General features: G+C 66.9%; 8 protein-coding genes. 5 read left to right on the top strand and 3 right to left on the bottom strand.

Annotated elements, in window-relative coordinates:
- The first annotated feature begins 100 nt into the window (after positions 1–100).
- Positions 101–1,855 (top strand): peptide MFS transporter, encoded by a 1,755-nt coding sequence (locus AC5JLE_RS06340; protein ID WP_496065131.1) that lies wholly within the window; start codon positions 101–103, stop codon positions 1,853–1,855.
- Positions 1,856–1,864: 9 nt separating this feature from the next.
- Here the strand turns inward: AC5JLE_RS06340 and AC5JLE_RS06335 are convergent, their stop codons facing one another.
- The 3 genes from AC5JLE_RS06335 to AC5JLE_RS06325 all read right to left on the bottom strand — a co-directional run bounded on the left by AC5JLE_RS06335 (position 1,865) and on the right by AC5JLE_RS06325 (position 6,186).
- Positions 1,865–3,262, bottom strand: coding sequence for a hypothetical protein (locus AC5JLE_RS06335; protein ID WP_146257705.1), 1,398 nt, complete (start codon positions 3,260–3,262; stop codon positions 1,865–1,867).
- A gap of 136 nt (positions 3,263–3,398) precedes the next feature.
- Positions 3,399–5,387 (bottom strand): alpha/beta hydrolase family protein, encoded by a 1,989-nt coding sequence (locus tag AC5JLE_RS06330; protein WP_496065130.1) that lies wholly within the window; start codon positions 5,385–5,387, stop codon positions 3,399–3,401.
- Positions 5,388–5,550: 163 nt separating this feature from the next.
- Complete coding sequence (locus tag AC5JLE_RS06325; RefSeq protein WP_005415673.1) at positions 5,551–6,186, bottom strand: LysE/ArgO family amino acid transporter; 636 nt, start codon at positions 6,184–6,186, stop codon at positions 5,551–5,553.
- A gap of 137 nt (positions 6,187–6,323) precedes the next feature.
- On the opposite strand from AC5JLE_RS06325, the gene AC5JLE_RS06320 reads away from it, so the two are divergent.
- The 4 genes from AC5JLE_RS06320 to AC5JLE_RS06305 all read left to right on the top strand — a co-directional run bounded on the left by AC5JLE_RS06320 (position 6,324) and on the right by AC5JLE_RS06305 (position 12,260).
- Positions 6,324–7,229, top strand: coding sequence for a LysR family transcriptional regulator ArgP (locus tag AC5JLE_RS06320; RefSeq protein ID WP_049406408.1), 906 nt, complete (start codon positions 6,324–6,326; stop codon positions 7,227–7,229).
- A 185-nt stretch (positions 7,230–7,414) separates the two neighbouring features.
- Positions 7,415–7,861: a GNAT family N-acetyltransferase gene (locus tag AC5JLE_RS06315; RefSeq protein ID WP_014646343.1), complete on the top strand. Its 447-nt coding sequence runs from the start codon at positions 7,415–7,417 to the stop codon at positions 7,859–7,861.
- A 191-nt stretch (positions 7,862–8,052) separates the two neighbouring features.
- On the top strand, positions 8,053–9,741 hold the full coding sequence (gene mqo, locus AC5JLE_RS06310) for a malate dehydrogenase (quinone) (protein ID WP_046429482.1): 1,689 nt from the start codon (positions 8,053–8,055) through the stop codon (positions 9,739–9,741).
- A gap of 326 nt (positions 9,742–10,067) precedes the next feature.
- Positions 10,068–12,260 (top strand): TonB-dependent siderophore receptor, encoded by a 2,193-nt coding sequence (locus AC5JLE_RS06305; protein WP_496065129.1) that lies wholly within the window; start codon positions 10,068–10,070, stop codon positions 12,258–12,260.
- Positions 12,261–12,391: the final 131 nt, after the last annotated feature.

The raw sequence follows: 12,391 nt of genomic DNA, 5'->3' as shown, positions 1-12,391 counted from the left end.
GCCGGGGGAGCGCCATCCCTGCATGGCGTGGATCCACCGGCGGCTGCCTGCCCAGGCCCAGAGGCCTATAATCGCGCCCTTTCCGCTGTCCCCGCCGTCGATGACCGTTGCCGCCTCTGCTTCCGACGACTTCCTGGGCCACCCCAAGGGCGTCTACGTCTGCTTCTTCACTGAAATGTGGGAGCGCTTCTCCTTCTACGGCATGAAGGCGCTGTTGCTGCTGTACCTGACCAAATACCACCTGTTCGGCGACAAGGCCGGCCTGGACCTGCTCGGTGCCTACGGTGGCCTGGTGTACTGCATCCCGGTGTTCGGCGGCATGCTGGCCGACCGCTGGCTGGGCATGCGCCGGGCAGTGCTGTTCGGCGGTATCCTGCTGGTACTCGGCCACCTCGGCATGGCCTTCGAGGGCCACGCCGCGTACCGGGTGAACGGCGAAGTGGTGCGCGACACCTCGGCGCTGGCGGTGACCTACCTGTCGCTGGCGCTGATCATCATGGGCGTCGGCTTCCTGAAGCCGAACATCTCCACCATTGTCGGCAAGCTGTACGCCAAGGACGACCCGCGTCGCGACTCGGGCTTTTCGCTGTTCTACGCCGGCATCAACCTCGGCGCGCTGTTCTCGTCCCTGGTGTGTGGCTTCCTCGGTGAGGCCTACGGCTGGAAGTACGGTTTCGGTGCGGCCGGCATCGGCATGCTGGCCGGCCTGGCGATGTTCCTGTGGGGCCAGAAGTACCTGCAGGGCCATGCCGAACCGCCGCAACCGGCGGCGCTGAAGCAGAAGGTGCTGGGCTTGCCACGCGAATGGCTCATCTATCTGTGCGCGGTGCTCGGCGTGCTTCCGGTGGCATGGCTGATGTGGGCCGCCGGCAACGGCGCGTTCGCGCTGGGCGGTGAAATCAGCCTGGCGCTGATGCTGATGCTGGTGGTGCTGGGCGGCGTGCTGGTCTGGTTCGCCTGGTTCACCGGCACGAAATGCACGCCGGTGCAGCGCCAGCAGATGATCGCGCTGATGGTGCTGATCTTCATGGCGCTGGTGTTCTTCACGATGTACGAGCAGTCCTACGGCTCGTGGGTGACCTTCACCGACCGCCTGCTGACCAAGGACATCGTGCCCTCGCTGGTGATCACCGGCGGCACGCCGCTGCCGTGGTCGATCCTCTCGCTGCTGCTGGCACCGCTCGGCTTCGTGGTCAGCGCGCGCCTGTCGGAACGGCGCCCGGGCTCGGCCGCGCCGCGCACGTTCTTCGCCGCCATCGTCGTACTGATGCTGGTGCTGCTGGTGCGCGACTGCCTGGTGATTCCGCAGACCGCCGGCTCGCTGACCTACCTCGGCGGCCTGTTCCTGGTGCTGCTCGCTCCGGCCTTCGCCGCGCTGTGGACGTGGATGGACCGCCGCGGCTGGGAACCGGGCAAGCCGGTGAAGTCGGCCTGGGGCCTGGTGATCGGCGCGCTGTCGTTCGTGCCGCTGGCGCTGGCCGCACAGCAGGTGGGCGCCACCGGCGAGATGGCCAGCGTGTGGTGGCTGGTGCTGGCCTACTTCCTGCTGGCCAGCGGCGAGATGTGCCTCTCGCCGGTCGGCCTGTCGGCGGTGACCCAGCTGGCCGTGCCGCGGGTGATGAGCCTGATGATGGGCACCTGGTTCCTGGCCACCGCATTCTCGGAAACGCTGGCCGCGCTGTTCGGCAAGCTGGCCGCGATCGAGGTGCCGGAAGGCGAATCGCTGGACATGGTGGCTGCCGCCGGTGCCTACGCGCACCTGTTCTGGCTGCTGATGTGGATCGGCCTGGGTTGCGCGTTGGCGGCCTTCATCGCCGCGCCGCTGGTGAAGAAGATGATGCACGGGGTGAAGTAAGTCCCGACGTCATTGCCAACCGCCACGCATGGCGTCGGCCATCTGCAGCCGCATGCTCTGGATTTTGTCGCGGGTATCTTCGTCCAGGGCTGAAGGATCGATGTTCTGCACGCGCAGCACGTCCGGCAGGAAGCGGCTGATGTTGGACGGCTTGCCCCACTCGTCGACCACCGGCGTCGGCAGCAGCGTGCGCGCCTGCAAAGCCGCGTGCGCGCCGACGGGCAAGTCCCAACGCTGGGCATGCGCGCTCCAGCCGAGGGTGGTGAAGCCGATCAGGGTGGTACTTCCGACGCTGCCGATGGACGTGCGCAACGCCCCCAACACCTGCCGGTAGTGCTGTTCCAGCGCATCTTTTGGAAGGGATGCGGCCATCTCCGGCACCGCAATGGCATCCAGCGCCGGTACCGTGCATCGAACTTCCATGCGCGCGCGCCGGCCTTCTTCGTCGATGAGCTGTGCTCGCACCGGCTGACATTGCAGGGGCGAGACCGCTGCCGCGGCAACATAGGCCTCCACATCACTGCGCAGTGACTCGCGCAGAACGGGCGGTATCCATAGCAGGATCTGGGTGGTCAGCTCCTCCGAGGCCGGTTGTCCAAGGGCCTGTTCACTGAAGTCTGCGAACAGCGCCTTCTGTGCGACTGCATCCACGGGCCGCACTTCGTCCATGGAGATCGACCGTCTGGCGAGTGCCTCGACCAGCCGCCGATCACCGGACCACGCGCGCCCCTTCCAGAACGAAAGCAGCTGCATGTCACCACCGTCTGCCTGGGGCCAGTGCCGATCACGCGCCATGCCCGCCTGCAGATCGGCAAGCAACTGCCCCGCTACCGGGCGGCGCCCCTGCTTGAGCACGTCTATCGCGGCCAACGCGAGAACCCTGTGAGCCGAAATGTAGGAGGTGATGCATCGGTATTGAACGTCGACAACCGTTGCATGAGCCGGCAGCGGGGTGTCCCCGAAGCGCTCCAACGCATAACCGTGCAGCGGCGCATTCTCCGGCTGTTGCTTGACGCCGTGCGCCATGCAGCGCGAAGCGCCAGCGCTGTTGGCGTCCGCCAGCAGTTTCCGCGCTGCCTGCGCTTCGGACCCCGCTGCTTCCACACCGTACAGCGCGTCAATCCAGCTGTCCGTCAGCCCGGTTGCCAATGCAATCGCGCGGGTCATCATCCTGACCTCGCGCTCAGCGTCCGCGGGCATGTCGACCGCGGCCCCCGTCAACCATCGATGCAGCTGCAACCCCTCCTCGTGGACCGCGCCGGTAGCGAGCAGCGAGCGTGCGACTTCATCGGCCTCGTAGCGTTCCCCCACCTCGGCTTGCACGTCCAGGACCAGCAAGCCGAGACAGGCGAATGCCAGCGTTCCGCACCGGGCAAGCACAGGTGTGCATCGATCAGGGAGGGCCATGGCAACACCGTATCGGGGAAACAAGCATGATCCCCACGCAGCAGGCACATATGCCATGCAACTTGTTTCAAATACGATCTGTGCGGTCATCGCACCTCAGCGCCTGCGGGGGACCACTCCCCCGCAGGCACTGGGCTCAGGGCGCCTTGTCCTTGCCGGCCACGGGCGCGGTCGTCGCGGTCTTGCCCCCCAGGCTGCGCGCCAGGAACGCCAGCAGCTTGTCGTAGTACTCGCTGCGATGCGCCTCGGTGTAGAAGCCGTGGCCTTCGGTCTTGTAGTACAGGCTTTCCACCGGTGTGCCGGCGCGCTTGAGCGCCGCTTCCATGCGCTCGGTATGCTGGATCGGCGCACGCTTGTCTTCGCCACCGGCGGCGAGGAACACCGGCACCTTGATCCGTTCGGCCAGGTTCACCGGCGACACCGCGCCCAGCTTGGCCGGATCACCCAGCCATTCGCGCAGGTAGGTCACGCCTGAGCCGCGGTCCTGGATATCGCCACGGGTGTACATCATCGGCAGGTCGTAGACCCCCACATAGCCGGCCGCGCACTGATACAGCCCGGGTTCGCGGGCCGCCCCCATCATCGCCGAGTAGGCCCCGTAGCTGGCGCCATAGATGCAGATGCGACGAGCATCGGCGATGCCTTCGCTGATTGCCCAGCGGGTGGCATCGGTGACATCGTCCTGCATCGCCGCGCCCCACTGCTGCGCACCGGCCTGGGTGTGGGCCCGGCCGTAATTGCCCGACCCACGGAAGTTGACCTGCAGCACGGCATACCCGGCGGCGGCCAGCATCTGGGTTTCGCGGTCGTACTGGCCGGAATCGAAGATGTCGAACGGACCGCCATGCGGCATCACCACCATCGGCAGGTTGCGGCCGTTGCTGCCGGCCGGCAGGGTCAGGAAGCCATGCAACGGCAGCCCGTCCCGCGCCTTCAGTGCAATCGGCTTCACGCCGGCACTGCGGTCCACGTCAATCCAGTCGCTGCGGCTGATCAGGTGGTCAGCCTTGCGCGCCACCGTGTCGTAGACGTAGAAATCGCCCGGGTTCGAGCCCGACCAGGTTTCCACCAGCACGACACGGCCATCGCGGGTGCTGGAGGTGATGTAGACCGGCCCTCCGAAGGCGGCTTCCAGGCTGCGGTACAGGCGCGCCTCCGGCGACTTCTCGTCGAAGAACCGGGTACGCGGCGTATCGCCCAGATAGAGCGCGCCCACCGGCACGTGGGTGCCGGGCCGATGGATGATGCGATACGGATTGACCACCTCGTCGCGCAGCAGCGTGGCACGCTCGCCGGTCTGCGGGTTCCAGCTGACGATCGCGTCCGGGCCCTGGGTCTGCTCGACGTTGAGGTAGGCCAGGCTGTCATCGGCCGAGAAGCCGAGGGCGGTTTCGATGCGCTTGCTGACGGCCTCGTCGTTGATCAGCTTCCAGCTGTCGCCACTGCGTTCGCGGAAGTACAGCTTGTTGATGTTGTCGCTGCCCGAGCCATGCACGAAGCGCACTTCGCCGGCGCCGTCGGTGGTGAACTCGCCGCGCCGTACCGGCGAGGACGCCACCCGCGAGCGACGACCCGTAGTCACATCCATGCGATCTACGCGGGTGTACGGATCCTCGGCCAGCGGCCATACGGTCACCAGCACGTTGCGCTCGTCGCCCGGCAGGTCGTCGGCCAGGAAGGCGGCCACTGCTTCGACCTTCTTCGGCTGGATGCGGGTCCCCGGGCCCTTGCTTTCGACGCGATAGCCGGCCAGCAGTTCGCCGCGGTTGCCGTTGGCGTCGATGGCATAGAGTTCGCCGGTGGGATTGGGTTGGTCGAGCGAGCCCCACTTCTGGGCCAGGCCGATCAACAGGCGCTCGTTGCTGACCCAATCGAATTCCTGCGCGTGGTTGCGGCTGGGCGGCCAGAAACTGCCGACCACCTCCTTGTCCTTCAGGCGCAGGATCGCGATCGCGGTGCTGTCCTCCCTCGGCACCGTTGCCGCTACGTACTCGCCCCCCGGCGAGATCTTGATGTCGGTGAAGGTCTCCCGGCGCAGGTACTGCGTCAGCTCCACCGCCCCCGCGCTGCCTGCGGCAACGCCCCCGATGACGGCCAGTGCGGCCGCCAGAATCGTCCTGTGCATCCTTCCCCTGCTCCTGTGGACACCTTGTCCTGGTCTCCGATTCTAGGCAGGGCAATGGGTTTCCCGCCAGAGCCGGAAAAGACGACGGCACCGTTGCCGGTGCCGTCGTTGCCACTACCTTGGAGAGAGAGTCAGGACGTGGGTTCGGGGGGCGTGCGCCGGGTCAGTGGACCCCGCGCACCGCCAACATGAGGGCCAGGATGCTGAGGATCACGGCGATGGTGCCGTCGAGCACGCGCCAGGTGCTGGGCTTGGTGAACAGCGGCGCCAGCAGGCGTGCGCCAAGGCCCTGCGCGGTCAGCCACAGGCAGCTGGCCGTGACCACGCCCGCAGCGAAGGCCATGCGGGCATTGCCGAAGTTCTCGGCGATGGAGCCGATCACCATCATGTCCAGCCAGAAGTGCGGGTTGATCAGCGAGAAGCCGACCGCGGCCATCAGCACCGCGCGGCGGCTGCCGTCGTCGCTGTCGGCCTCGCCCATGCCACCGCCGCCGGCGATCGCGCGGCGTGCCGACTTCATCGCATACCAGGCCAGGAACGCGACACCGGTCCACAGCACGGCGGTGGTCAGCCACGGCAGCGCTGAAGTGAGCGTGCGCAGGCCGGCCACGCTGGCAAAGATGAAGATGGCATCGATGGCCGCGCAGGTGGCGACCACCGGCACGATGTGCTTGCGCAGGATGCCCTGGCGCAGAATGAAGGCGCTCTGGGCCCCGACCACGGCGAACAGGCCGATGCCGGTGGCTGCACCAGAGAACCAGGCACCGAGGCCGGTGCTGGCGGAGATGACCGAGAACATGGGATTCACTGCCTTGTATTGCTTGGGGGACGGTGCCTCGCGAAGGCGGACAGCACCGGAACGGGCGCCATTGTCGCGCCGCAACATGGAAAAGACGAGCTAAACTTCCTAAACCAACATTAGCGGAGCTTAATTCGATGCGCATCGATCACGCCCAGCTGCGCGCCCTGGCCGCGGTGATCCGCGAAGGCAGCTTCGACCGCGCCGCGCAATCGCTGAATGTCACGCCCTCGGCCATCTCGCAGCGGGTCAAGGCACTGGAGGACCGGATCGGCCGCCTGCTGGTCAAGCGTGGCACCCCGGCCACCGCGACCGCCGAGGGCCAGTTGCTGGTGCAGCTGGCCGAGCAGACCGCCCTGCTCGAACACGATGCGCTGCACCGCATGGGCCTGGCGGATGAGGACCTGCCCCAGGCCAGCATCCCGGTGGCAGTGAACCACGACAGTCTGGAAACCTGGTTTCCGCAGGCCGCGGCGCAGTTCGCGCAGGGTACCGGGACCACCCTGGACCTGCGCGTGGAGGACCAGGACCACACCGTCGAACTGCTGCGCCAGGGCACGGTGCTGGGTGCGGTGACCACGCTGGACGAGCCGGTGCAGGGCTGCCAGATCCACGCGCTGGGCAGCATCCGCTATGCAGCGACCTGCACCCCCGAATTCCGCGAACGCCACTTCGCCAAGGGCGTGACCGCGCAGGCACTGGCGCAGGCACCGGTTCTGGTGTTCAACCGCAAGGACGAAATGCAGTCGCGCTTTGCCCGGCGCATGGCCGGCGATGACCTGCCCAGCACCGCACCGACCTGGTGGATTCCCTCCACCCGCGCCTTTGTGCAGGCCAACCTGGGCGGCATGGGCTGGACGATGAATCCGCTGCCGCTGGTCAAGCGGCACCTGGACGCCGGCCGCCTGGTCTACGTACGCCAGCGCGCGTGGGAAGACGTGCCGCTGTACTGGCAGCACTGGAAGGGCGACGTGCAGACCATGGCCCTGCTGACCCGCGCCGTGCTGGATGCATCCTCGGCATTGATCCGGCGCAAGCGCTGACGCACAGCGCAAAAAGGGGACGGAGGGGATTAAGTCGTTTAAGGCCAATACGACATCCAAGGCAAATACGGCTTAATCCCCTCCGTCCCCTTTTTCGGGGCTCCATCGGATCTCCATCAAGCCTACACACCGGGTCCATGCGCGATGCGGATACTGGCGGGCCGACCATTACAAGGATGTCCGGCATGCCCGTGTACCTGCGCGATGCCCGCCCCGAGGATGCCGCTGCCTGCATCGACCTGCGTGGGCGCACCCGCGAGAACGCCTTCAGCGCCGAGCAGCTGGCCCAGCTGGGCATCACTGTGGACAGCTGGGCGGCCGGCATCGCCCAGGGCGATTCGATCGGCCGCGTCGCCTGGGAGGGCGAGCGCATGGCCGGCTACTGCTTCGCCGACCGCGACAGCGGCGAGGTGCTGGTGCTGGCCCTGCTGCCGGACTACGAGGGCCGCGGCATCGGCCGCCAGCTGCTGCAGGAAGTGGTCAGCCTGACCCGCGATGCCGGCCACCGGCGGCTGTTCCTGGCCTGCTCGGCCGACCCGCGTTCGCGCTCGCACGGCTTCTACCGCCGCCTGGGCTGGCGCCCGACCGGCGGGGTCGATGAGGCTGGCGACGAGATCCTTGAGCTGGTCTGATCCCACCGTCGCCGGGCATCGCCTGCCGCCCATGCGGCAGCACCGCGAAACGTCGGATGCTGCGTTGCATCAAAAAAGGACCGGATCCGGTTAGAATCACCGATGGATGATGCAAGGCGTTGTTTCTTCACGCCCTTTCCCTGCCCCACGCGCATCCTGACCCCTTCCCCTCCGCCAACGATCCCGCCCCCATGAAGAAATTTGGCAAGGCTCTTCTCGCCCTGCTCGTGCTGCTGTTGCTGGCCGCCGCGCTGTTCCTGTACTGGCCGCTGACCCAGCGCTCGGTGCCCGCCGCCAGCAACGACAAGCCCGTCGATGTTGTGCTGGTCGGCGCCGGCATCATGAGCATCACCCTGGCCACCTACCTGCAGGAACTGCAGCCGGACTGGAACATCCAGGTCTACGAACGCCTCGACGGCGTCGCCGGTGAAAGCTCCGATGGCTGGAACAACGCCGGCACCGGCCACTCGGCGTTCGCCGAACTGAACTACACCCCGGAACTGCCCGACGGCAGCATCGAGACCAAGCGCGCGGTCGGCATCGCCGAATCGTTCGAGGTCTCGCGCCAGTTCTGGTCGCACCAGGTGAAGGAGGGCCGGCTGAGCCAGCCCAGCGACTTCATCAACCCGACCCCGCACATGAGCTTCGTCTGGGGCGATGACAACATCGCCTACCTGCACAAGCGCCAGCAGGCCCTGGTCAAGAACCCGCTGTTCTACGGCATGCAGTACTCCGAGGATCCGGCCCAGATCAAGCAGTGGGCCCCGCTGCTGATGGAAGGCCGTGACCCGAAGCAGAAGGTTGCCGCAACCTGGATGCCGCTGGGCACCGACGTCAACTTCGGCGTGATCACCCGCCAGCTGACCGCCGGCCTGCAGCGCAGCCCGAACTTCAGCCTGCACCTGAACCATGAAGTGAGCGCGCTGCGGCAGAACGCCGACAAGAGCTGGAACGTGACGGTGAAGGACCTCAAGGCCGGCACCGAATCCACCACCCACGCCCGCTTCGTGTTCATCGGTGCCGGTGGCGCCGCACTGAAGCTGCTGCAGATGTCGGGCATTCCGGAATCGAAGGACTACGCCGGCTTCCCGGTCGGCGGCCAGTTCCTCGCCTTCCAGGGCCAGGACGTGACCTCGCGCCATGGGGTGAAGGCTTACGGCATGGCCGAGACCGGCTCGCCGCCGATGTCGGTGCCGCACCTGGATGCGCGCAAGCTGGACGGCAAGCCGGTGGTCCTGTTCGGGCCGTTCGCGCTGTACAGCACCAAGTTCCTCAAGCACGGCTCGTGGTGGGACCTGTATTCCTCGGTCACCCACAACAACGTTGGCCCGATGCTGGAAGTGGGCAAGGACAACCTGGACCTGGTGCAGTACCTGATGGGACAGGCGCGCCTGAACGATGCCGACCGCCAGGCCGAACTGGTCAAGTACTTCCCCAATGCCAAGCCGGGTGACTGGAAGCTGGTCACCGCCGGCCAGCGCGTGCAGATCATCAAGCGCGATCCGCTGAAGGGCCCGGTGCTGCAGTTCGGTACCGAGATCGTGACCGACAAGGACCACACCCTCGCCGCCCTGCTCGGCGCGTCGCCGGGCGCGTCGACCTCGCCGCCGATCATGCTTGACCTGATGGCCAAGGCCTTCCCGGAGCAGATGAAGGCCGGCTGGGAAACCCGCCTGCGCGAGATCGTGCCGTCGTACGGGCGCAAGCTCAACGACAGCGCCGCGCTGGTCAACGAGATCCGCACGCTGACCAGCCAGACCCTGCAGCTGCCCTACCTGGAGGTGCCGGTGGACGCGAACGCGGCATCGCCCGCTCCGGCGGCGGTTCCGGCGCCGGCCAAGGAAAAGCGCAACGCCAACGAGGAACTGCAGGCGCTGTAAGCCCGCAGTTTGCTTTCGATGCAGACGGACGGCCACCTTCGGGTGGCCGTTTGCGTTTGTGCAGGCTACGCCTGTAGAGCCGAGCCCATGCTCGGCTCCGGCAAAAAGCAGCCGAGCATCGCTCGGCTCTACAGAAAGCGATGCCCCGTGCCGGGAACCCTGCGCACAATGACGCGAATTGTAATGTTGTTAAGAATTATTTACATTTGCGTCCTGCGCAGTGACCGCGCCTCGCCCCCAGACGGACCTGACCGTGCCCGAAGCCGCCGCCCCGGGTGCTGGACGACTGTTGCCGCCCCTCCCCGCCTCCACGCTTCGAGCCCACCATGTGCCTGACCTTCGATAACCGCCTGCCCCGCCGCGCGCTGCTGCCGGCCGCCCTGTTTTCGTCGTTGACCCTGCTGGCCACGCCCAGCGCGTTCGCCGCCACTGATGGCGCAGCCGACGCCAAGACCCTGGACCGGGTCAGCGTGCGTGCCGAACAGTCGGCGCCGCCGGCCAGTACCACGCGCCTGCCGATCACCCTGCAGGAAACCCCGCAGTCGGCCACCGCGATCAGCCTGCAGCGCCTGCAGGACGAATCGCTGTTCAGCATCAATGACGTGATGCGCAACGTGACCGGCGTCAGCGTGTCCTTCTATGACACGCAACGCCCGCTGTACTACGCGCGCGGCTTCGCCATCACCGACTTCCAGGTCGACGGCATTCCCACCTACAGCGGCTCGACCAACCAGGAGTACGACACCGCCTTCTACGACCGCATCGAAGTGATCCGCGGTGCCAACGGCCTGCTCAGCGGCGCCGGCGTGCCGTCGGCCACGGTCAACCTGCTGCGCAAGCGCCCCGGCAAGGAATTCGACGCGTCGTTCGCGGTCAGCGCCGGTAGCTGGGACTACCGCCGCATGGAAGCCGACGTAACCGCGCCGCTGACCGCCGACGGCCGCTTCCGCAGCCGCGTGGTCGCCGCCTACACCGATCGTGGCCTGTATTACGACCGCTACAAGGAAAACAAGATGGCCGGCATGGCGGTGCTGGAAGGCGATGTCACCGACAGCACCACGGTTACCGTCGGCTACCAGACCCAGGACAACAACCCGACCGGTTCGACCTGGGGCACCGTGGCGTTCTTCGACAACCAGGGCAACTTCGCCCATCTGGCGCGCTCGACCAACCTGTCGCCGAAGTGGAGCTACTGGAAGCGCGAAAGCAATACCGCCTTCGCCAACCTGGAACAGCGTTTCGGCGACCACTGGCTGCTGAAGATCAACACCGCCTACACCCGCGGCAACGTGCAGAACGTGCGCCTGTACGGCACCGGCAACCCGGACCCGGTGACCGGCGCGGGCATCTACCTGCGCGCGGCCGCCGGTGATTCGAAGGACACCCGCCGCAATGTCGATGCCTACCTGACCGGCAGCTTCCCGCTGTTCGGCCGCGACCACGACCTCACCGTCGGCGCGCAGTGGTCGGACCTGGAAGGCACCACCAATACCGTGGCGCTGAACTTCCCGGGCGACTGGGCGACCTGCGGGCGTGAGCGCTGCTACTACATCCCCAACGTGTTCAACTGGAACGGCGACATCTCCGAGGTGACCTACACCCGCACCGGCGCACGCCGCGTGGCCAAGACCACGCAGAGCGGCGTCTACCTGGCCACCCGCCTGCGCCTGGCCGAGCCGCTGTCGCTGATTGCCGGTGCGCGCCTGAGCCGCTGGGAAACGCTCAGCCGCTCGTACAACGCTGCCGGCGCCTATACCGGCACCAGCGGTGCATACAAGGTGAGCGATGAGGTCACTCCGTACGTGGGCCTGGTCTACGAGATCACCCCGAACGTGTCGGCCTATGCCAGCTACACCGAGATCTTCAATCCGCAGAACTACAAGGACCGCAACGAGAACCTGCTGGCACCGGTGCAGGGCTCGAACCTGGAAGCGGGCATCAAGACGCAGTGGTTCGATGGCCGCCTGACCGCCAATGCGGCGGTGTTCGAGGCCAAGCAGGACAACTACGCGGTGCGTGACATGAGCGTGCCGGAAGGTACGCTGAGCGACGGCAGCTCGGCCTATATCGGCATCAACGGCACCAAGGCGCGCGGTTGGGAGATGGACGTCAACGGCGAGATCCTGCCGGGCTGGACGGTCAATGCCGGCTACACCCGCGTCAAGGTGACCCGCGCCGCCACCGACCTGCTGTACGCCAATCCGCCCAAGGGCCTGCTGCAGCTCAACACCCAGCTGCAGCTGCGCGGCGCGCTGGAGCGACTGAGCATCGGCGGTGGCCTGCAGTGGCAGAGCCGGGTGCAGGGCTACAACATCGCCTACCCGCTCGGCGGCACGGTGACGGTGAACCAGCCGGCGTATTCGCTGGTGCAGTTCAACGCCAACTACCGCATCAGCGACAACTGGACCGCGACGCTGAGCGTGCGCAACGCGCTGGACAAGACCTACTGGGCCAACCTGGACTACAACAACTTCGGCGAGCCGCGCTTCGTGTCGGCCAGCCTGCGCTGGAAATTCTGAGGCAGGCGGGGTTGCCGGGCTATGCCCGGCACCTTGTAGCGGGGGGGGGGGGCGGCGGGGGGGTGTTGTGGGGGGGGGGGCGGCGGGGGGGCCGGGGCCGCGGGGCGGCGGCGGCCCACAACCCCCGCACC

Source organism: Stenotrophomonas sp., assembly GCF_059505245.1.
Note: the sequence above shows the minus strand (reverse complement) of the source record. Positions and strands in the feature narration are given on the sequence as shown.

Bases quoted from the DNA above. Each gene is read 5' to 3' on its own strand.
- AC5JLE_RS06340 (WP_496065131.1), top strand. From the start codon at position 101: ATGACCGTTGCCGCCTCTGCTTCCGACGACTTCCTGGGCCACCCCAAG.
- AC5JLE_RS06335 (WP_146257705.1), bottom strand. From the start codon at position 3,262: ATGGCCCTCCCTGATCGATGCACACCTGTGCTTGCCCGGTGCGGAACG.
- AC5JLE_RS06330 (WP_496065130.1), bottom strand. From the start codon at position 5,387: ATGCACAGGACGATTCTGGCGGCCGCACTGGCCGTCATCGGGGGCGTT.
- AC5JLE_RS06325 (WP_005415673.1), bottom strand. From the start codon at position 6,186: ATGTTCTCGGTCATCTCCGCCAGCACCGGCCTCGGTGCCTGGTTCTCT.
- AC5JLE_RS06320 (WP_049406408.1), top strand. From the start codon at position 6,324: ATGCGCATCGATCACGCCCAGCTGCGCGCCCTGGCCGCGGTGATCCGC.
- AC5JLE_RS06315 (WP_014646343.1), top strand. From the start codon at position 7,415: ATGCCCGTGTACCTGCGCGATGCCCGCCCCGAGGATGCCGCTGCCTGC.
- mqo (WP_046429482.1), top strand. From the start codon at position 8,053: ATGAAGAAATTTGGCAAGGCTCTTCTCGCCCTGCTCGTGCTGCTGTTG.
- AC5JLE_RS06305 (WP_496065129.1), top strand. From the start codon at position 10,068: ATGTGCCTGACCTTCGATAACCGCCTGCCCCGCCGCGCGCTGCTGCCG.